The organism is Streptomyces aurantiogriseus (assembly GCF_014649375.1).
GTDB classification, from domain to species: Bacteria; Actinomycetota; Actinomycetes; order Streptomycetales; family Streptomycetaceae; genus Streptomyces; species Streptomyces aurantiogriseus.
This window is the reverse complement of sequence record NZ_BMSX01000051.1, coordinates 1-19,570: the sequence shown is the minus strand read 5'-3', so window position 1 is coordinate 19,570 and position 19,570 is coordinate 1. Positions and strand designations below refer to the sequence as shown.

The following is a 19,570-nucleotide window of genomic DNA, read 5'->3' as shown; positions in this document are numbered from 1 at the left end:
GACTTCGTGCGCGCGCTCGGCGCGGACACGGTGATCGATTACCGCACCCAGGACTTCGAACAGCTCCTGACCGGCTACGACCTGGTGCTGGACAGCCTCGGTGGTGAGACCCTCGAGAAGTCCCTGCGGGTGCTCAAGCCCGGCGGCAAAGCCATCGGGATCACCGGTCCCCCGGACCCCGCGTTCGCCCGCCAGGCCGGCCTGAACCCGCTGCTGCGCCTGGCGGTCGCAGGCCTGAGCGGCAAGATCCGCAGGCAGGCCAAGAAGCTCGGCGTGACATATGAGTTCCTGTTCATGCGCGCCAGCGGCAACCAGCTCCGCCAGATAACCACCCTCATCGACCAAGGCGCGGTGCGCCCGGTCGTGGGAAAGGTGTTCCCCTTCGACCAGACCCCCCAGGCGCTGCAGTCCCTGTCCCAGGGCGGCATCCGCGGCAAGGCCGTCATCGGCAACAGCTGACCCGCCGCAACCGCGACGGGCGACACGAAACACACAGCGACACAGAACGCACGAGGACACCACCCATGTCTGTCGCCTCCCAGTCGGTCGGACGGCGCGAGCGGAAAAAGCAGGAGAAACTCGACCGCATCGTCGCTGCCGCCAGTGAACTGTTCGCCGAACACGGCGTCGATGAGGTCACGACCCAGCAGATCGCTGACAAGGCCGACATCGGCACCGGGACCCTGTTCCTTTACGCCAAGACCAAGGGCGAACTCCTCCTCCTTGTCCAGAACGCCAAGTACGCCGAAGCACTTGAGCAGGGCCGGGCGGACGCCGAGACCGTCCCAGGCGTGCTGGACGCGGTGCTGGCGATCGTCCGGCCGATCGTCGAGTGCAACCGCATCCAGATCGACAACGGACGCACCTACCTGCGAGAGATGGTCTTCGGCGACCCCGAGGAGCCCCGGCACAGCGCAGCACTCGCCATCGTCGCGCAGACCGAGGAGGCCGTCGCCGCCGTGCTGCGCCGAGACGAACGGGTCGCACAGGGCGACGCCGCGACGCTGGCACACATCGTGTCCGCCGTGATGTTCCTCAGCATGGCGGCGAGCGTGAACATCGCCTTGAGCGTCGAGGAGATCGTGCAGGACATCCGCAGGCAGGTCGACGTCCTGCTGCCTCGCTGAAGCGCGGCCCAGCCTCAGGCCCAGGCGACCATCCGGATAGTCCTCGGCTGCGGCATGGCCCGAATCCCCAAATGACAGGTCATCCGGCCGTTGCTGCCCATACCGGCATGACTGGACGGCTGGGGCGGCCGGCCGGAGGGCTACCGCCACCGCGTGCTGCTGGGATTTCGGAGATTGCCTGCCTACGTGGCGTCAAGTCCCCGTCGCACAGTCCCTGTCCCCAGGATTCCGGGTCGAGGCCCGTGTGGTGCGGTCAGGGCTTTGTGGGTCGATTCAGCAGTTCAAGGGCGCCTTCGACGCGATGATGCCGTCCTACCGCGTCGTGCGTGGCGCAGGCGGCCAGGTCGGGGCGCTCGTAGGGCTGCCGGCAGACATGGCAGTCGTAGGTGAACCCCCGTGCTCGCCAACCGGTGATCGACATGACGCTGGACGATAGTCCGTGGACAGCTCAACAGCGCATAACCGAAGGTCGACGGCCACCGGACCGTGCTGTGGCGGACCGAGGACAGTGTCCGGCTGCAGTCGCGTTCCGGCCGCGACGTCACCGCGCACTGGATGGATCTGGCCGTGGCCGCCATGCGCCTGCCGCCCGGCGTGATCCTGGACGGCGAGGCAGTGGTGTACCTCTCCGACGCCGACGGCAACGCGCGGATCAGCTTCGAGGCAGCGCAGTCCCGCGCGCTCTCCAGACCGCGCCGGGCACGGGAACTCGCTGACCGGCACCCCGCGACGTACGTGGCGTTCGACGTCCTGGCCCATCCTGCGGCGGGCTTTCCTGACCTGCGCCCGCGTCCGTACGTGGAGCGCCGCCAGGTCCTCCTGGACGTGCTCGCCGACGCCGGTCCACCGATCGTGCCGGTGTGGTCGACCACCGACCTGGACGAGGCCCTGCTCTGGTACACGGCGCTCGAAGGAACAGGCGTGGAGGGGATCGTGGCGAAGCCGCTGCGAAGGGCCTATAAGGCGGGCCGGGTCTGGGCGAAGATCAGGCACGCGGACACAGTCGACGCAGCCGTGGTCGGGTTCACCGGCAGCGCCCGGCACCCGAAGGCGCTCGCCGTACGGCTGCCCGACGGACAGGTGGCGCTGTCCCAACGGCTAACCACAGCCCTGTCCTCGGTCGTGGCCCGGCGCCTGGTCCCCCAGTCCGGGCGGGCGTTCACGAAGGCCGGCGGCTCCTACACGCCCGCCACCAGTGATGTGGTGGTGGAGGTCGTGTCGGGCACGACCCGGCACGCGGTCGTCACCGTGGTCCGGCTGCGCTGACTGGTGACCTTGTGGATCGGCAGCCGGGAAACTTTGAGCGGGTGGCGAGGGGTACTTGGCAGAATTCGGCGTGTGGGAACAGCACAGCAGACGTCGCGGCAGCATCTCGTATCCCAGGTCCTGCTCAAAGAGTTCACGATGCCCGAGCCGAAGGGCGGCAGCCGGCAGTTGCTCCCGTTCGACCTGCACAACCCCGGACGCGTGCACAAGCGGATGCCAACCAGCCGATGCGGCTGGGTCGAGAACTTCGTCGCCGTCGACTCCCCATCCGTTGAAGCACTGTGGGGCGACGTGGAGAGGCGCGTGCCTGCGGCGCTCGCCGCTGTGCGCGCCGGTACTCCGTTCGCCGACCCGCTTCACGTGGAGGTGCTGCGCGACTTGGTCGTACTCCACTACGTCCGGTCGCTCCACTACCGCGATGTGCACACCGACTCGATCGAGCGGGCCCGCACGCGCCTGATCGCCAAGGTGATCACCCAGTACCCAGAGCAGCTGCGCCTCGAGGCACTGCGCGAGACGGGCCTGTACCTGTCCGGCCCGGCTGCCCTGGGCGCCTTCGCTGAGCGTCTCATCGAACGGTCCACGATCATGCGCGACCGCGAGAGCGGCAAGCTCTTCCGCACCAGCATCGAGGACACCTTCCACAAAATGCGGGACCTGGCGTCGACGCGGCGGCTGGAGGTGGTCACGCCCGAGACGGGCCAGTTCCTGATCGGCGACAACCCGGCCCTGACCCTGTGCGTGAAGGAAAGCCGCACCATCTACGGCATGGCGTTCGGTGACGCCCAGACCCTCCTACTTCCCATCGGCCCAAAGCACCTACTGTCCCTGGGCACCGAGGACGTCACGCTCACCGTCCCCCAGACCTTCGTCGACCGCCTCAACGCCGTGCAGGTCCACGCCGCCCACCGCTACGTGTACCTGCACCCCGAGAGCGGCCTGGAGCCGTTCGTGGAACGCGCCGCACAGCGACGACCGGCCGGGGACCGCACCACGTGACAGGCGATCGTCATCGCTGTACCTCTGTGAAGACCTGCGGCGGCACGTGGGCCGAAGCATCCGAGCCGACCGGCTGCCTCAAGTCCAGGTAGCAGCGCAGCCGTACACCGGGCTCACCCGCGTCGCGGGTCGTGTGCTCCGCTGTCGCCGTCGGCCACCCGTCGGCGAGCAGCTGCTGGAAGGCCAGGGCGGTGGCGTCGTCGGCGGCCGCGACGTCGACGACGACCAGGCCCGGCTCACTCACGTGCACCTCGCTGATCGGGTTCATGTACGGCACTACGCCCGGGCGCCCGGGGAGAGTTCCGCCGCTGCGGTGTCTTCACCCGACCGAGCGGCAGGCCGTCAGGGGCTGTCGCCGCCCCAGTCCCAGCGGGCCGGGTCGCCGGGGCGCGGGTCGTACAGCGCCCGCCCGCCGGGGCCGAACTGCCCGAGCTCCGTGAGGAGGGAGACACCGTCGTCGATCTCCTCCGGCCTCCAGCCGGTGATATCGAGCAGCAATCCGTCCAGCGGCCCGCCCACCAGTTCGGCGTAGCGCCGTCCTGGCTTCGGGCCCGGGTGGTCGTGGTCGGCTCCGTAGATCCGGCCGCGCAGCAGCTGCTCGTCATCGCTGTCCATACGGTTCAGCCTCGCAGCCGCCACCGACAACGAGGGCTTGCCCAGCCGGCCCTGGGCAAGCCCTCGCACTGCCGGGGTGCTTGGGGCCGGGTCACTGCGCCAGCGTCCGAGCCAGCCGCCGGCCTTCGAGGCCTGCGCCGCCTCCTGCTCCTGGCGCTCCTGCTGCTGGCGCTCGCGTTCGGCCTGTTCCGCCTGCCGCTCCGCTTGGAGAGCCCGGGTCTTGCAGTCGTCGCACAGGTGCGGGTGACTGTCCCCGCGGCCCCAGTCGACCGCGATGCTGGCCTTCCACCGGTCGTCGGTGAACTTGGTCCCGCAGTCGGCGCACACCGGACGCTGAGCCTCGCGTTCCGCGGCTTCCTGCGCTTGGCGGCGCCGCGCGTCTTCGGCGCGGCGGGCGAGGGCGGCGTCCCGGCGGGGGTTGCCGATCGCGTCCCAGAGGTTCTGTCGGTCCTCGCGGCCGAAGCGCCAGAACGCGGGCCCGGCCGGGCCGTGCTCGCGCAGCAGGTCCAGCGTGGTCGCCACGATCGGCATCTTGTCGTTGTAGAGGTGGAAGCCGTCGGCCCCCTGGCCCTGCCAGTGCTCGCGGGTGAGGGCGGCGACCTTCTTCATCTGCTGCAGCGCGGGCCGCGGGCCGACCTGGTTGAAGACGAGCAGGACCGGCGGGTGCGTCGCGTCGCCCCACTGGGGATCGGGGGCGGACCAGCGGGTGCGCCACATCGGCTTGTCCTGGCCGTCGGTGTCCTTGACCTTGCGGTGGAAGTGGCGCATGTACTTGTCGAACTTGGCCGCGATGATCGGGGCTTCCTCGGTGCAGTTGTCGGCCTCGATGAACAACAGCGGCAGCCCCACCTCCGGGGCGGTGAGGACGATGTCGGCCCACGCGCACCCGACGCCGGGGTTCCTCCAGGTGCCGGTCGCCGGGAGGGCGACCTCGGTGGCGTAGGAGGCGATGCTGCCGATCCCGTCCGGGGCGTCGACCCAGGCATGGGCGGCCGCGATGGCTTCGGCCGGCTCACCTGCCACCAAGGCGAGGTCAGGCTTCGGGCGGATCATCGCGATGACCGTCTCGTTGACCGTCATCGCGTGCGAGGCACCCGAGCGGCCCGCGCTCTTGGGCATGCCGCCCATCTCCTCCGGCCCCCGGTCCAACTCGAGTCCGGCGGCGGCCAGCCCGTCCTTGGTGAGCAGGCGCACCTCCTCTCCCCCTCGGGTGCGGCCGCCGTCGACGGACAGACCGTGCCTGCGCAGATCGTTGAGCGCGCCGCGATGGGAGGCGGTGCGCGCCTCCTTCCGCTCGGCTGCCGTCTTCTTCGTGGTGTGCCGGTACGTCAGGTGCGGTGAGGACAGGCGCTGGATCTGGTCCGCCGTCGCAGCCTTGAGCACCCCGAGCACGCGCAGCGCATCGGCGCGGTGCCCGGTCGACGATCCCGCCTCGTTCGTCTTCCGCTTGCCCGCCATCAGCCCCGCCCTCCCGTCGTCCGCGTCCGGCCACCGGCCGGGCACCGGCCCCGCCCGGCCGCAGAGGGCACCAGGTGCGCCCTGAACCCGATGATCGCCTCCACCACTGACACCCCACCCCCACCTACTTCCCAGGGCTTGGTCAGTGAGAGGAGGAGAGAAGAGGGGCGTGACGACGCACTACAGCCCCGAAAAGCTGCGGCGGCCAGGGGAAATGCGGTCAGCGCTCGTGCCGGGCACGGAAGTGGGTACGGCAGTGGGATCGCAAGCGCCGGCGGCAGGAGACTGCGGCGGCTTGCCCAGCCGACCATGCCTCGCGGCGCGGGTCGCGCGGCTCGCCAGTCGGCGGCTCGGTTCAGTGCTTGTTTGTGATCCCAGGTGATCTTTGATGTGACTGGACAGCACACTCTGCGAATGGACACCGAATCTTGCGGACCGCGAGGAGGAGGTTGGACCCGTGCGGCCTGGCGCTTTGTGCCCGCGGGCGCGCCCGGGCTCCCCCTCGCAAGATTCGGTGTCCGGCGGCGACTCGCAAACAGCCGTGTCCAGAAGCGTTGTGGCCTGCTGCTTCGGGCGGCGAGTGTCCGATGTCATCGAACTATGAGCGTGTGCCAATCAACCTCGACTGACGTGAGTTCCTGCCACTGAAGATTCACCGGCGGCGGAACAGGTACCTAGCCCGTGGGGCGCGGTCGCGCACGCGCGCAGTCCCGAAGACCAGCGCGGCGACGGCGATCACCGCCCCGCCCCCGATGGGCACCAACGAGTCGGTGACCATGCTCCTGCGCTGGTCGGCCACGCTCGCCTCGCCCACGTCCTGCCCGTTGAGCAGCAGGCGGCAGTCGACTGTCTCGGACGGAGTGCAGTACGGCTCGAACGTCACGATGGCGTGCACCCCGAAGGCAACCAGGCCCACGCCAACTCCCAGGACGAGCAGCCACAGCAGGAAGGCCGCTACCGTCAGCACCCGGCCTCCGACGGCCAACACCACGCCCACTATCACGCTGACGCAGATGATCGCCGCGTAGCCCAGGGTGACCCACACCCACAACCCGGTTGCGTATCCGACCGGCAGCAAGATCACCGAGAACGCCACGCACCAGTACAGCCCACTGCGGAGGCTGTCCTGCACCTCGTCCATCGGCCCGACCCCCGTCATCGCTGTCGTCTGCTGCGGGTGGTCCTGCCCGGCCCGCGCCATGCTATTGCAGCGCTCTCGCGGAGCACGCACCGTAGCGTAGGGTAGGGTCCGGACCTGCACGAGTCGACTGGTAGGCACCCACCGGGACTTGAACGCACGCCCAGCCCACTCAGCGACATAACTTCGCCAGAGGCTTCGCCGCTCAGAGTTCTGTGGCAGCGCTCAAAGTCCTTCTGGGGACGCCTCCGCGAGGCGAGCAAACACCTCATAGCGGAAGCGATGTCCGAACTGGAACTGCGCTTCAAAGCGAAGATCCAGCGAGCCCGGGAGAATTTCGCGAAGGCAACGGACCGCTTGTCCGATAGCGAGAAGACAGCGGTGATCGCCGGCCTGTGTGCCGCGGCACTGCCCAACAGGTGGCCTCTGCGTATCCCGGCTGACTGCCCAGCATGCCAGAGTCCTTCTGTTGGCAGCGGGCGCGATAAGAGCGGGGATTACGGAGCTATCTGGTTCTTCCCGCGTCACTTGGGGTGCCGGGTCTGCGGACTCACGCTGACCGGGCAGGAGCTGGACCTCGCGGACATCAAGTCCCAAACGCTGAACGAGGAACCAGACCTCGATCCGGACTGGGAGCCTGACTTTGATCTCATGTGACGCCCGTGGCCCTGAGCGCAGTCAGGGTACGGCGCGCGCCTGTGCTCGGTCATCATCCCGGGTCTCTCCCTTGTGCGTTGGCGTCCCGGAGTCCCTGGTCTGGCTGGAGGGCTACCAGGCCCTGCTCCGCTGGCGAGCGGAGAACGAGATCACCGGCCTGTACGTCGTGCCCTATGACGTTGAAGTCGAGGTGGGTGTCACGAAGTCGTTTCCGCTTGGGAGGTGGGTGCACCAGCAGCGGAAGGCACTGCGGGCCGGTGAGCTGGAGCCGCGCCGCAAGGAGCTCCTGGACGCGCCCGAGGCCGGGATGGTGTGGGAGCCGGGCGAGGAAGCCTGGGAGAGCAAGCTCGCCGCGCTGCGGTCGTACCGGAGGGCTACGGGGCACCTCGCTCCGCGTCAGGACGCGGTCTGGGGCGAGGGCGAGGCGATGGTGCCGGTGGGTCAGCACATGGCCAACCTGCGCCGGAAAGGTGGCCTCGGGAAGGACCCTGAGCGAGCGGCGGAGCGCGCGAAGCAGCTCACCGCGATCGACCCGGACTGGAACTGCCCGTGGCCGCTGGACTGGCAGCGCCACTACCGAGTGCTCGCGGACCTGGTCGACGCCGACGGCAGCCTGCCCGAGATCCAGCCCGGGGTGCTGATGGACGGTGATGACATCGGGCGATGGCTGGAGCGGCAGAAGCAGCCGGGCACCTGGGCGCAGCTGTCGAGCGAGCAGCAGGAGCGGCTGTCTCAGCTGGGCATCAAGCCGCTTGAGGCCCCGTCTCCGGCCCCGACGGCCACGCATGCGGCGAAGGGCCCGGGCAAGGCGCAGCAAGCGTTCCAGCGCGGCCTTGCGGCCCTCGCACAGTGGGTTGAACGGGAAGGTGCCCACCGGCCTGTACCGCGCGGCCACAGCGAAGAGATCATGGTCGACAGCGAGGCAGAGCCGGTGGTCGTGAAGCTCGGTGTATGGGTATCGAACACCAAATCGAGGCGAGACCAGCTTGCCCAGGAGCAGCTGGACGCGCTGCGGGAGCTGGGCATGGAGTGGGCGTAGCCTGGCGCGGCATGGGGCGGTCTGTCTGCTTGTCGGCGGGCCGCCCTTCTACGTGCTACGGGCTGGTCTGATGCTGTGATTCGGCCTGCAGGGCAAGTGCGTTGAGGGCATCACCGGTCAGAGTGAGTACCTGCACGAACTGCTCATCAGGCCTCAGTCCGTCCAGGCCGGCGCGCGTCGGGCCACCGACGAAACGCGCTGATCAGGCCCCACGAGACCGACTCGTAGATCTTTTCCCGCGCTGTTGGCGCAGATTTCCCGCGAGGCAGATCAGGGCCTTCAAGGACCCGAGTGTCCAGCACGCGCAAGACGTCCGTCCCCAGTAACCGCAGAGCGCCTGTTGATCCGGAATCGCGCCGCCGGTGGTGTTCTCCTCGATGTAGGCGAGTCCGGACTCAAGATCGGCAAGGCGTCCGAGGAGATGTTCGACCACGACTCTGGTCGACCACGGCCCAGACCGCCTTCAAGCGTGGGGGGGCGCTGGTGTGGTGGCGGCTACGGGTCCGGTTACGGCTGGCCGCGTAGTTGCCCGCGCCCCTGACTCGGCGTTGTTCCCGCCGTCTGCGAAGAGAAGCCCTCGCGCAGCTGCAACGGTGCCATGCCGTGCCAGCGGCGGACCGCCCGGCGCAGGGCGCGTTCGTCGGAGAAGCCCGCCTGGCGGGCCACCTCGCGGAGGGTGAGGTGAGGGCGGTGTAGGAGCAGTTCGACGCGCTCACGGCGGACGCCCTCGACGATCGCCTCGTAGGAGATGCCGCAGTCGGCCAGGCGGCGGCGCAGCGTCCGCTCGCTCGACGCGTGTCTGCGGGCCTGCTCGGAGAAGGAGGGGACGACCGGGAGGCTCTGTGCGACGGAGATCTCCAGGATCTCCAGCAGGTCCTGCTGCCGACGGCGGGAGGCCATCTGCCCTTCGAGGAGTTCGAGGGTCGAGGCGTAGGTGACCGGATCGCGGCCCGGCATCGGCCGGTTGATCCATGCCTGCGGCACCACCAGCCGGTTGCGGGAGGCGCCGAAGTGCAGGGGGCAGCGGAAGAGGTCGCGGAAGGGCTGGACGTCGCGCGGGGCGGCGAAGGCGAAGTGGACCTCCTGGGGTGCGAGGCCGACGTCGGCGGCGAGGCGGCCCAGGGTGACGACGCTCGAGAACGCCTCCTCGACAAGGAAGACGGCGACGTTCGGGTCGACCATCGGGTCCGGGAGGTCGGCTCGGACCACGTAGTCAGAGCCCTCCCGGCCCGCCGACCAGACCGCCATTGCCCCGGACACGTTCTGGAAGCGTACCCCCGCCTCGATGGCGACCTGGAGAGTGTCGCTGGCGAGCATGGCGAAGCCCACCAGCCCCCAGGCGGTGAGGTGCTGCGCGGCTCCGACCCGCAGGCCCAGATTCTCGTCCCCGGTAAGTTCGACGGCGCGCCGGATGACGGCACTGCCCTGGCGGTAGGAGACGCGCAGGGCCGCCGAGCGCATCAGGGTCTCGGTGAGACCGACCTGGGCCAGTTCCGGCTGCAGGTCGACTCCGTACTCCTCGGTGATCTGGTCCAGGTAGCGCAGAATGTTCGGGGAGATCGTCGCCGACGTGCTGCGGGTGGTGCCGTTCTCCGGACGGGTTGCCTCGGTCATGGCTTCTCTCCAGGGCCGTACTCGCGACCACTTTAGGCATCTGCGTCCGGTTTCGGCCGCGCTAGCGGGTACGGATCCAGACGGTCTTCTCCCTGGTCCACTGCGCGAAGGCGTCGGTGGACCGCTCCGCCCCGCCGAATCCGGACTGTTTCCAGCCACCGAAGGGGGCGGTGATGTCGCCCTCACTGTAGGAGTTGACGGAGACCACTCCGGGCCTGGATGCCGCGGGCGAGGCTGAAGGCGGTGTCGAGGTCGTGGGTCCACAGTGAGGCGGCAAGGCCGTAAGGGGTGGCGTTCGCCGTCCGGATCGCCTCCTGCTCGGAGGCGAAGGTCTGGACGGTGACCACGGGGCCGAACAGTTCCTCGGTGAGGACCCGGCTGCCGTCGGGGGCGCCGACGACGACGGTGGGCGGGTAGTAGGCCCCGTGCGGGTGTAGGCCCGCCGGCAACCCGGCGGTGTGGGCCACGGCTCCGGCGGCGACCGCCTCGTCCACGGCGCGGGCGACCCGGTCTCGCGCCGCAGTGCTGATCAGCGGGCCCGTGCGGGTGTCCGGCTTGGCAGGGTCGCCGATGACCAGGGCCCCGGCTGCGGCCGTGAACCGTGCGACGACCTGGGCGGCGATGTCCTCGTGGACCAGGATCCGGGAGCCGGCCGTGCAGTTCTGGCCCATCGTCAGGAACGCGGCCGCGATCATGTCGTCGATGAGGTCGACGCCGAAGTCGAACGCGTCCGGCATCAGCACCTGGGGGCTCTTGCCGCCCATCTCCAGGGAGACCCGCTTGAAGTTGGTCTCCGCGGCGTCAGCCAGGATCCGCCGTCCGGTCGCCGTCGAGCCGGTGAACGAGAGCGCGCCGATCCCGGGGTGGCGGGCGAGCGCCCGGCCGGCTTCCGCGCCGTAGCCGGGCAGCACGGCGAGGGTGCCGTCCGGCAGTCCCGCCTCCGTCGCCAGCCGGGCCACGTGGAGGGCCGAGCGCGGGGTCGCCTCGGCAGGCTTGAGCAGCAGGCTGTTGCCCGCGGCGAGGGCGGGCCCGATCTTCCAGGCGGCCATGGCGAGCGGGTAGTTCCAGGGGAGGACGGCGGCGACCGCTCCGACGGGTTCCCGGCTCATCAGACCCAGGTGGTCGTGGCTGGTGGGGGCGGTGCGGCCGAAGACCTTGTCGGCCGCCTCCGCGAACCAGCGGATCGACTCGATCGCGCCCGGCACATCGCCGGTACGGCACTCCGTGATGGGTTTGCTCGCGTCCTCGCAGTCCAGGCGGGCCAGGATCTCGGCGTCGCGCTCCATCAGTTCGGCGAGGCGCAACAGGACCGCGGCCCGCTCCCGGGGCGGCCGAGCCGCCCACACCCCGCTGTCGAAGACGCGGTGCGCCTGGTCCACGGCCGTGTCCACCTCGCCCGCGGTGGCGGCGGGCAGGGTGTCGAGGGTCTCCCCGGTGGCTGGGTTGACGACCCGGAGCAGGCGGTCGTTCGCTTCCGTGGTCATGATCATGCCTCCTTCACGAGTTCCCAGCGGCCGTCGACCTGTCGGGCCAGACCCCTACGGCGCAGGTCCTCCAGGTACCGGGCCAGGCCGCGTTCGCCGCGCTTGCGGAAGAGCGGGAGAAGCCTGGGGAGAAGGTTCGGCACGAGCATGGAGAAGCGGACCAGGAGCGATTCGCCGACGCGTGGATACGCCTCCAGGCGTGGCCGGTCGAGCAGGCTCACCACCGCGGCGACGACGTCGGACGGCTGCTGCGGCGGGTCCTGGAACTGCAGGGAGTTGCCGCCGTCGACGGCCTCCCGGCGCAGCATCGGGGTGTCGGTGGCCGACGGCAGCACCGAGCCGACGCGAATGCCCTTGGTGCCCAGGTCGAGGGCGATGGACAGCATCGCGCCGCGCAGCCCGAACTTCGACGCCGCGTAGATGGGAGTCTCCCCCTGGGGGAAGATGCCGGCGAGGGACACGGTGGTGACGACGCGGGGATCGGCGGAGGCCCTCAGCAGGGGAACGGCCAGCCGGGTGGCCACCAGCGGGGAGATCATGTTGAGGTCGATCTCCCTCTCGATGGTCTCCACCGTGCGCACGTCGAACCGCTCGGTGCTGGCCATACCGACGTTGTTGACCAGCGCATCGAGGCGGCCGAAGGCGGCGGCGACCTGTTCGAAGAGGTCCGCGACCCCGGCCCGGTCCAGCAGGTCGCAGCCGAGGCCCAGGTGACCGGCGCCGGGCAGGGTTTCCGCGACCCGCCGCGCGCGCTCACCGTCGATGTCGACGACGACGCACACCGCGCCGCCGATCGCGAACCGCCGGCACAGCGCGCTGCCGATGCCACCCGCGCCGCCGGTCACCAGCATCACCTTGCCGGTGTAGTCGTAGCCGCTCATGCCACCGTCTCCTTGCTGCGGACGGCCGGCATGGCCGGCGGCCGACCCTCGGTGGGCCAGCCCATGGCGGCGGCGACCTTGGTGACGTACTTGGTGTACGCGGAGCTGTCGACGTAGCCGGTGTGGCGCGGGGAGTCCACGAACCGCAGACCGCCGGTCAGGTCCGGGCGGTCGCTGCGAATCATGCGGGCGAACCGCGCGGCGTTCGGCAGGCCCCGGTGGGTGTCCTGGACGAAGCCGGCGATCAGCTGCGTCTGGGCGTCGAAGAGTTGGTAGGCGCCGGAGTTGGTTTCGATGAAGCCGACGCCGAACAGCCCCTCGTGCTCGCGGGAGAACGACGACAGGTACAGGTCGGGGTGCTGTTCGTCGCCGAAGTAGGCCTGCGCGACGGGCACTTTGTGCACATAGCCGGTCGCCAGCAGGATCAGGTCGAAGTCGTTGCTGCTGCCGTCGGTGAAGTGGACGGTGCGGCCCTCGGCGCGGAGGACGCCCGGGCGCGCGGTGATGTCGCCGTGCTGCAGGTGGTGCAGGAGCATCGAGTTGACCGTGGGGTGGGTCTCGAAGAGCTTGTGGTCCGGCTTCTGCAGGCCGAGGCGGGTCGGATCGCCGTTGACGATCCGCAGGAGCGTGCCGAACAGCCTCTGCTCCAGCCACTTCGGCATCCGGGGACCGACGCCTGCGAGGGTGTCCACGGGCCTGCCGAACAGGTGCTTGGGGATGAACCAGTAACCGCGGCGCATGCTGATCTCCGCGTGGTCGGCGGCACGGGCCGCGTCGCAGGCGATGTCGCAGCCGGAGTTGCCCCCGCCGACCACCAGGACCCGCTTGCCGCGCAGTTCGTCGCTGCTGCGGTAGCCGACCGTGTGCCGGATCTCGCCGCTGAAGTCACCTGGGATCTCGGGGATGTTGGGGTGCCACTGCGAGCCGGTGCAGACCACCACCTGCGCGTGCCGGCTGGGGCGCCCGTCGGCACGGGTGACCGTCCAGGTGCCGTCCGCGTTCTTCGCCACGTCGCGCACCGCGGTGCCGAACTCGATGCGTTCCGACAGCCCGTACGCGTCGGCGAACGACGTCAGATACGACAGGATCTGCCGCTGCGGCGGGTAGTCGGCGAAGTGGTCGGGCATCGGCCAGCCGCCGAAGCCCGAGAGGGTCTTGCTGGAGACAAAATGGGCCGACTCGTACATCGGGCTGCCCCGGGTTGTCGATGTCCCACAGGCCGCCCGGACCGGTGTGCCGCTCGATGTGCGTGTAGGGAAGCCGTCGCTCACCGAGCGCCCGTGCCACTGCCAGCCCAGCGGGACCGGCACCGATGACACACGTGTCGAATTCGGACTCCTTCACGAGTCCACCTCCTCTCGTCGCCACTTTCGGCGTGGGAGGAACTTAGGCAGCACGCAAGCACCGGCGGACTGGCCCGTGCGGCCACAAAGGGGGCTGCAGCGGCCAGCCCACTGACCGCCCCGGCGCGCCACAGACCGATGCCCCTGCCACCCGGCCGACGGCGAACCCGCCCCGTGAGACACCCCCAGCCCGTCCGTTTTCCGACTGCCGGGCTGTTGGCTCCCGGCCACCCGAACCGTCGGCTCCCGGCCACCCGAACCGTCGGATCCTCGGCACCAGCCGCCGTGGGCTCTTGACCCCGAAGTCATCGGCTACCGGCCCCGGACCGTCCGCTGCTGGCCGCCAGGGTCCCTCGTGTGGCCGTCGGTGTCCTCCGGCGGGGCGGTCCGGATTCCTACGGTTGCTCCAATTCGCGCACGCCGGCCCGTCCACGGTCCGTGACAGGAAGAGGGTCCCCCATGAACGCATCCGTCGGAGCGACGGCTCCGCCCCGGTCCGCGAGCGGCGGCTCGCTCGCGGGAGCCCGTCGGGTCACGGCCACCGTGTTCGCCGCCCAGGGCGTGGCGGTGGCCGCCGTGTCCACCACCGTGCCCGCCATGGCGAGCCGTCTGGGGCTGTCGTCCCTGGCGATGACCGCCCTCACGATCGCCCTGACCCTGGCTGCGGGCGTCGGCAGCTTCACGGGTCTGGCCGCCGTACGCCGCTCGGGTCCCGTCGCCGTCATGCGCGCGGCGGTGCTGACCGCGGTCGCGACCCTGCTGTCCGTGGCGTGGGCACCCGGCCCGGCCGCCGCCTCGGCGGCCTACGTCCTCTTCGGTCTGGCGCTGGGCGTCATCGACGTGTCCGTCAACACCCGCGCGGCCACCGTCGAACGCCACTACGGGCGCAGCATCCTCTCCTCCTTCTACGCCGCATGGAGCGCCGCGGGCGTGGCTGCCGCGCTGCTGACGGCGGGCGTCTCCCGGCTGGGCTGGCCTGTCCAGTACGTCCTGACCGCGCACGCCGTACTCGTGGCACTCCTGGCGCTGACCGTCCGGCCCCACGCCCTCGCGCCCGTGCCCTCCTCGTCCAGCGACCGACCGGCGCCGGACGACGAGATCCCGGGGCGGCGGGTGTGGGCGCGGCTCGTCCCCTTCGGTGTCGTTCTGCTCGTCGCCTACGTCGTCGACTCCGCGGTCTCGGCCTGGTCGACGGCCTACCTTCACCAGACGCTCGCCGCGTCCCTGGCCACCGCGCCGCTCGCGTACGCGGCCTACCAGGCGGGCACGGTGACCGGCCGGGCGGGTGCCGACCTCATGGTGCGCCGGGTCGGGCCGGTGGCGGTGGTCCGCGCCGCGGCCCTGCTCACGGCCGTCGCCCTGGCCGGTCTGGCGGTGGCCCCGAGCTGGCCGTACGCGGTCGTCGCGGCATGCTGCGCGGGCCTCGGAGTCGCCGCCCTGATCCCGTTGTGCGTCGCCGCGGCCGGCCGGCTGCGACCCGGTGCCCCCGAGACGGTGCTGGCCCGGCTCAACGTCTTCAACTACGTCGGTGTGCTCGTCGGAGCCGGCGCGAGCGGGGGTCTGGGGGCTACGGGCCACTTCCGCATCGCCTACGCGATACCCGCTGCCCTCGCCGTGGCCCTGGTGGCCACGGCGCGCTTCTTCCGCCCGACGGAACCCGGGCCGTCGCATGCGTGGACAACCCGCCGCCCGGGCTCGCCCCACGTCCTCCCCGTGGCCGTGGACAGAGGGCGTAGGCCCTGACCGCGATTTTCCGCCCGACCGGCCGTTCCCGGACGCTCCGCGCCTCGACTCGGTTCTGTCGATCGACCGTGTGGTGATCGTCATGCGACTGCTGATGCGAGCGAGACCTGGGTCCGGCTGACCGCCGCCCGCCGCGGATACCGCCTCATGCCCAAGCAGAACGCCGACGACGAGGGCTACCAGCGGATGATGTGCCCCGCCGAAGCGGGCAAGGCCCAGTGCTCCATCAAGCCGCACACCATGGACCGCAGCATCCAACTGCCCCTCGTCGACCCCGAGCCAGCCCAGTGGGCCCGCTGAAGATCTGCCGCCAGAACGCCATCGCCGTCAGCGCAGAAGCCGGTGCCAAACGCTGGCGGTCCCTGGAGTACGGCGGCCCGGAATGGCAGAAGGTCTACTTCCGGCTCCGTAACAGCGTCGAGGGCTACAACGGCTACGCCAAGAACCCCCTCGCCGAGGGCATCGAATCCGCGGGCTCCCGCCGTATCCGCGGCATCGCGGCACAAACGATCCTGCTCGCCATGTCGCCATCACCCCGGAGCTACTCAAGGAGACCACGTTCACCTGCGCCACGGTGCGGATTCGGTGACGCCGGTCGTGCGTAGTTCCGGGGCTGAGGGGAGTGTCTACTGAGGTTTTCGGGTTGTCGTCGGGTGGTGACGGGTCGTGATCCCTGCGGTATGCCGTTGGTATGCGATATCCGGAGGGTGGGGGCCTGACTGCTGAGCGTCTGGCTGCGTAGGTCAGAACGAAGAGCACTTGTCGGTGGGAGCTGGGAACAGTTGGTTGCTGCTGGGCCGCCTAATGTTGATGAGAAGTAGCAGCGGTCCCGGGCCACGGAAACGTGATGTCGTCAACGTGTTGACGTCCGTATCCTTCGGCGGGTGAGTCTGATCGAGGTGGGTCCCGGGCAGGTCGAGCTCGTCGTGCGGGGGCCGGGAGCGCTGGCGACCTCTGTCCGGTTGTTCGACTGGTCGCGTGCGGATGAGTACGAAACCGTCTTCGCCGTGGAGGCCGTTGCTGATGGTGTGCGTGCACGGCTCGAGAACGTGACCGTCACCGTCTGGGATGACATGAGCGAGTTTTTCGACGGCCTCGCGCGAGACTTCCGTGGCTGGGAGGGGGAGCGGGTCTGGACCAGCAACCACCTGGTCGTGGTGGCGACCTTCGGCTCGGGTGGGCATGTGTTTTTGGACTGGACTCTTCGGTCCGGCTTCTTTCCCGGTGACTGGAAGTGCACGGTGACGACCGTGATCGAAGCCGGTGAAGGGATGACGGCTGTAGCTGCGGACCTGCGGGAATTCCTGGGCCAGGGGTAGGTCGCCCACGATCGCTCCGCGCAGGCACCGCGCGCCGGGTTCAGCCGACGGCTTGCTGCTCAGCGCGGGCGCGGGTGGTGGCGAGGCGGTAGGAGTCGGTGCCGGTCTCGATGATGTTGCCGCCGAAGGTGAGGCGGTCGACGATGGCCGCGCAGAGGCGGGGGTCGGTGAAGGTCTTGGTCCAGCCGCTGAAGGACTCGTTGGAGGCGATGGCGACGCTGTTCTTCTCCTCGCGTTCGGTCAGGACCTGGAAGAGGAGTTCGGCGCCGCGGCGGTCGAGTTCCATGTAGCCGAGTTCGTCGATGCAGAGCAGGTCGACGCGGCCGTAGCGGGCGATGGTCTTGGTCAGCTGCTTCTCGTCCGCGGCTTCGACCAGCTCGTTGACCAGCTTGGTCGCCAGGACGTACTTGACTCGGTAGCCGGCCATCGCGGCCTCGGTGCCCAGTGCGATCGGCAGGTGCGACTTGCCCGTGCCGGAGTCGCCGATGAGACAGAGGGGCAGGCCCTTCTTGACCCATTCGCACTTGGCGAGGGTGTGGATCATGGCTGCGTCGATGTTGGGGTTGGCCTCGAAGTCGAACTTCCGCAGCGACTTGTCGCGAGGGAAGCCTGCTGCCTTGATGCGGCGCTCTGAGCGGCGGCGGGCCCGGTCGTCGCACTCGGCCAGGAGGAGCTCGGCGAGGAAGCCGAGGTAGGACATCTGCTCGCGGCTTGCGGTCTCGGCGAGGTCGGGGAACTGAGAGCGGATGGTGGGCAGGCGGAGCATGCGGCATGCCTGGTCGACGGCGGTGGTGGCGGCCTGCTCGGTGAGTCCTCGCTGGCGGGGAAGGGTCACGGCGTTCTCCTCTTTCACGGGGTGGGGTGGTCGGGTCGGCGGAGCCGCAGGAGCTGGTCGTAGGGGGCGACGGAGGGCAGGGGCCGCTTGTCGGGTGGCAGGTTGGCCCTGACGGCCGCGGGCAGCGGGGCGATGGCGGTATGGCTGGTGGTGGAGGGCGGCTGCGGAGGTTCTTCGACCCCGGTGTCGGCATCGGCTGCCTTGCGGGCTTCGAGAGCGACGGCATCGGCGGTGAGGGCACCGGTCTTCAAGGCTGCGGCGAGGCCGGTGACGAGGTGTTCGTGGGGCAGGTGGCGGCTGAGGAGGAGGACCTCGATCAGGGCTCGGGTGCCGTCGCGTTCACCGTGCGCTTTGACGGCGGCTTCCCACCAGGCGTCGTGCATGGGAGTGAACCGGCCGGCGGCCCGGGCCTGGTCGAGGGCGGTGGCGCCAGGCAGCGCACCGGGCTTGCGGATCAGCGCCTCCAGGTAGTGGTCGAGTTCGAGGCGGGATCCATTGCGGGCGATGAGCCGCTCGTGTCGGGCGACTTCCTCGCGGCCGTCGTAGACCACGAGCTCGGAGGCGTGGAGCATGACGCGGACGGTGCGGCCGATCAGCCGCACCGGCACCGAGTAGCGGTTCATCCGGACGCAGATCTGGCTGTAGCGGTCGACCCGCGGTGTGGACAGTCGGCCGGTCTCGAACGGCTCCTCCGGCAGTGGCGCGAGCAGCGGCTGCTCGGCCGCGAAGTACTCGCCGATCGTGCGCGGGCGGGAGCGGATGCGGCGGGCGTCGTCCTCCTGGTCCCACCGGTCGATCATCGCGTTGAGCTCGGCGAGTGTGTCCACTTCGGGGACGGGGACGAGGTGGTTGCGGCGGAACCAGCCGATCTGGCCCTCGACGCCGCCCTTCTCGTGGGCGCCGCGGATGCCGGGCTGGCAGTAGAGGGCGTCGATGCCGTAGTGGGAGCGGAAGGCGGTCCAACGTTCGGCTTCCACCCGGCGACGGGAGAGGCCCAGCACCTGGGCGACTGCGGCTCTAAGGTTGTCGTAGCGGACCTTCTCGGTCGGCACACCGCCCAGCACGTTGAGAGCGTGGACGTGGCCTTCGAAGAACGCTTCCTGCCCTGCCGAGGCGAAGATGCGGTGCACGGCCTTGCCCGAGTACGAAAGCCGGAACGCGAACAGGTAGCAGGTCACCAGCTCGCCGGCCAGCCTCACTGTGACGTCGCCGAAGTCGACCTCGGCCTCCGCCCCGGGCCTGTGGGTCTGTGGGACGAACGCCTCCACCACCCCCTTGCCGGCCTGGAGACGGATCTCCTCACGGCGGGCGGCGACGTAGGCGCGGACCATCTGGTAGGAGACGTCGACAGCTTCGTGCTCGTCCAGCAGCCGGTCGTAGATCCGCTTGACCGTGTGGCGCTGCTTCCGCGGCGCGGTCAGGTCCGCCCTCAGGATGGCGTCGATCACCGGCTTGTAGGGGTCCAGGCGCGTTGCCCGTGGCCTCATCTTCTTGCGCGGCTCCGGCAGGGCCGAGGTCAGAGCCCTCTGCACGGTGTTGAAGCCGACGCCGTACTTCCGCATGAGCGCGCGCGTCGACATGCCGGTCCTGGCATCACGGCGGATCGCCGCGTACAGATCGACCTTGGAGTTCGGCACCCGGGCCCCCTCGTCGTGCAGAGCACAACCATGGTCCCGAGGCAAGCACCTGGGCGTTCTCGAAACTCAGCGACATCACTCTCCCGTGGAACCAGGCGTTCGCACCGCTGAGCAACAGACGTTCTCGAAACTCACTTACAAAGCCAAGCGTCGGGCGTTTCGGGAGAAAGTCCGACTCCAGGCAGGTGAGCGGTTCGTGGCGGGTGAGAAGACCGCGGTGATCGCGAAGGATCTGCGGGTGAGTGTGCGGTCGGTGGAACGATGGCGTCGTGCCTGGCGCGAGGGTGGCATGGCGGCGCTGCGTTCCGCGGGCCCGGCCAACTCCCCGACCGTCACCGATGCCCAGTTCGCCGTACTCGAGGAAGAGCTGGGCAAGGGGCCGGCAGCGCACGGCTTCGACGATGAGCGGTGGACT

Annotated in this window: 15 protein-coding genes and 5 pseudogenes; 10 read left to right on the top strand and 10 right to left on the bottom strand. The window is 69.8% G+C overall.

Going from position 1 to position 19,570, the window contains the following annotated elements:
- The 4 genes and pseudogenes from IE263_RS47490 to IE263_RS47475 form a co-directional block, all read left to right on the top strand.
- Positions 1-459 (top strand): zinc-binding dehydrogenase (locus IE263_RS47490; RefSeq protein WP_189944374.1); only part of this gene is annotated, 459 nt, incomplete at its 5' end.
- Positions 460-524: 65 nt separating this feature from the next.
- Positions 525-1,127, top strand: a complete 603-nt coding sequence (locus IE263_RS47485) for a TetR/AcrR family transcriptional regulator (protein ID WP_189944373.1) — start codon at positions 525-527, stop codon at positions 1,125-1,127.
- Between the two features lie 477 nt (positions 1,128-1,604).
- Positions 1,605-2,393: pseudogene (locus IE263_RS47480) on the top strand (ATP-dependent DNA ligase); the annotation flags it as partial.
- Between the two features lie 3 nt (positions 2,394-2,396).
- Positions 2,397-3,392, top strand: a complete 996-nt coding sequence (locus IE263_RS47475) for a DUF4238 domain-containing protein (protein WP_308430836.1) — start codon at positions 2,397-2,399, stop codon at positions 3,390-3,392.
- Positions 3,393-3,402: 10 nt separating this feature from the next.
- On the opposite strand, the gene IE263_RS47470 is transcribed toward IE263_RS47475, so the two are convergent.
- From IE263_RS47470 to IE263_RS47455, 4 genes and pseudogenes are all read right to left on the bottom strand, one after another.
- Positions 3,403-3,660, bottom strand: a complete 258-nt coding sequence (locus IE263_RS47470) for a DUF6207 family protein (RefSeq protein ID WP_229911572.1) — start codon at positions 3,658-3,660, stop codon at positions 3,403-3,405.
- A gap of 74 nt (positions 3,661-3,734) precedes the next feature.
- On the bottom strand, positions 3,735-4,007 hold the full coding sequence (locus tag IE263_RS47465) for a hypothetical protein (RefSeq protein WP_189944375.1): 273 nt from the start codon (positions 4,005-4,007) through the stop codon (positions 3,735-3,737).
- 807 nt (positions 4,008-4,814) lie between these two features.
- A pseudogene (locus IE263_RS49365) lies at positions 4,815-5,465 on the bottom strand (replication-relaxation family protein); the annotation flags it as partial.
- Between the two features lie 652 nt (positions 5,466-6,117).
- Positions 6,118-6,696, bottom strand: coding sequence for a hypothetical protein (locus IE263_RS47455; RefSeq protein WP_189944369.1), 579 nt, complete (start codon positions 6,694-6,696; stop codon positions 6,118-6,120).
- Between the two features lie 189 nt (positions 6,697-6,885).
- On the opposite strand from IE263_RS47455, the gene IE263_RS47450 reads away from it, so the two are divergent.
- Positions 6,886-7,260 (top strand): hypothetical protein, encoded by a 375-nt coding sequence (locus IE263_RS47450; protein WP_189944368.1) that lies wholly within the window; start codon positions 6,886-6,888, stop codon positions 7,258-7,260.
- 85 nt (positions 7,261-7,345) lie between these two features.
- Positions 7,346-8,299 (top strand): annotated as a pseudogene (locus IE263_RS47445) (helicase associated domain-containing protein); the annotation flags it as partial.
- Positions 8,300-8,806: 507 nt separating this feature from the next.
- Here the strand turns inward: IE263_RS47445 and IE263_RS47440 are convergent.
- The 4 genes and pseudogenes from IE263_RS47440 to IE263_RS47425 all read right to left on the bottom strand — a co-directional run bounded on the left by IE263_RS47440 (position 8,807) and on the right by IE263_RS47425 (position 13,622).
- On the bottom strand, positions 8,807-9,913 hold the full coding sequence (locus tag IE263_RS47440; protein ID WP_189944367.1) for an AraC family transcriptional regulator: 1,107 nt from the start codon (positions 9,911-9,913) through the stop codon (positions 8,807-8,809).
- A 61-nt stretch (positions 9,914-9,974) separates the two neighbouring features.
- Positions 9,975-11,403, bottom strand: a pseudogene (locus IE263_RS47435) (aldehyde dehydrogenase family protein).
- Positions 11,400-12,278, bottom strand: coding sequence for an SDR family NAD(P)-dependent oxidoreductase (locus tag IE263_RS47430; protein ID WP_189944366.1), 879 nt, complete (start codon positions 12,276-12,278; stop codon positions 11,400-11,402). Before IE263_RS47430 ends, IE263_RS47435 begins: the two are co-directional and overlap by 4 nt.
- A pseudogene (locus IE263_RS47425) lies at positions 12,275-13,622 on the bottom strand (flavin-containing monooxygenase). Before IE263_RS47425 ends, IE263_RS47430 begins: the two are co-directional and overlap by 4 nt.
- A 458-nt stretch (positions 13,623-14,080) precedes the next feature.
- On the opposite strand from IE263_RS47425, the gene IE263_RS47420 reads away from it, so the two are divergent.
- The 3 genes from IE263_RS47420 (at position 14,081) to IE263_RS47410 (ending at position 16,683) form a co-directional block, all read left to right on the top strand.
- Positions 14,081-15,364, top strand: a complete 1,284-nt coding sequence (locus tag IE263_RS47420) for an MFS transporter (protein ID WP_229911571.1) — start codon at positions 14,081-14,083, stop codon at positions 15,362-15,364.
- A gap of 147 nt (positions 15,365-15,511) precedes the next feature.
- Complete coding sequence (locus IE263_RS49360; RefSeq protein WP_229911570.1) at positions 15,512-15,664, top strand: hypothetical protein; 153 nt, start codon at positions 15,512-15,514, stop codon at positions 15,662-15,664.
- Between the two features lie 584 nt (positions 15,665-16,248).
- A complete protein-coding gene (locus IE263_RS47410; RefSeq protein ID WP_189944365.1) occupies positions 16,249-16,683 on the top strand; it encodes a DUF6228 family protein in 435 nt (144 codons plus the stop codon).
- Between the two features lie 40 nt (positions 16,684-16,723).
- Here the strand turns inward: IE263_RS47410 and istB are convergent, their stop codons facing one another.
- Positions 16,724-17,518: an IS21-like element helper ATPase IstB gene (gene istB, locus IE263_RS47405; RefSeq protein ID WP_189944364.1), complete on the bottom strand. Its 795-nt coding sequence runs from the start codon at positions 17,516-17,518 to the stop codon at positions 16,724-16,726.
- A 14-nt stretch (positions 17,519-17,532) separates the two neighbouring features.
- Positions 17,533-19,098, bottom strand: a complete 1,566-nt coding sequence (gene istA / locus IE263_RS47400; RefSeq protein ID WP_229911574.1) for an IS21 family transposase — start codon at positions 19,096-19,098, stop codon at positions 17,533-17,535.
- A 142-nt stretch (positions 19,099-19,240) separates the two neighbouring features.
- Here istA and IE263_RS47395 point away from each other — a divergent pair.
- On the top strand, positions 19,241-19,570 hold a 330-nt coding region (locus tag IE263_RS47395), incomplete at its 3' end, for a helix-turn-helix domain-containing protein (protein ID WP_268256152.1).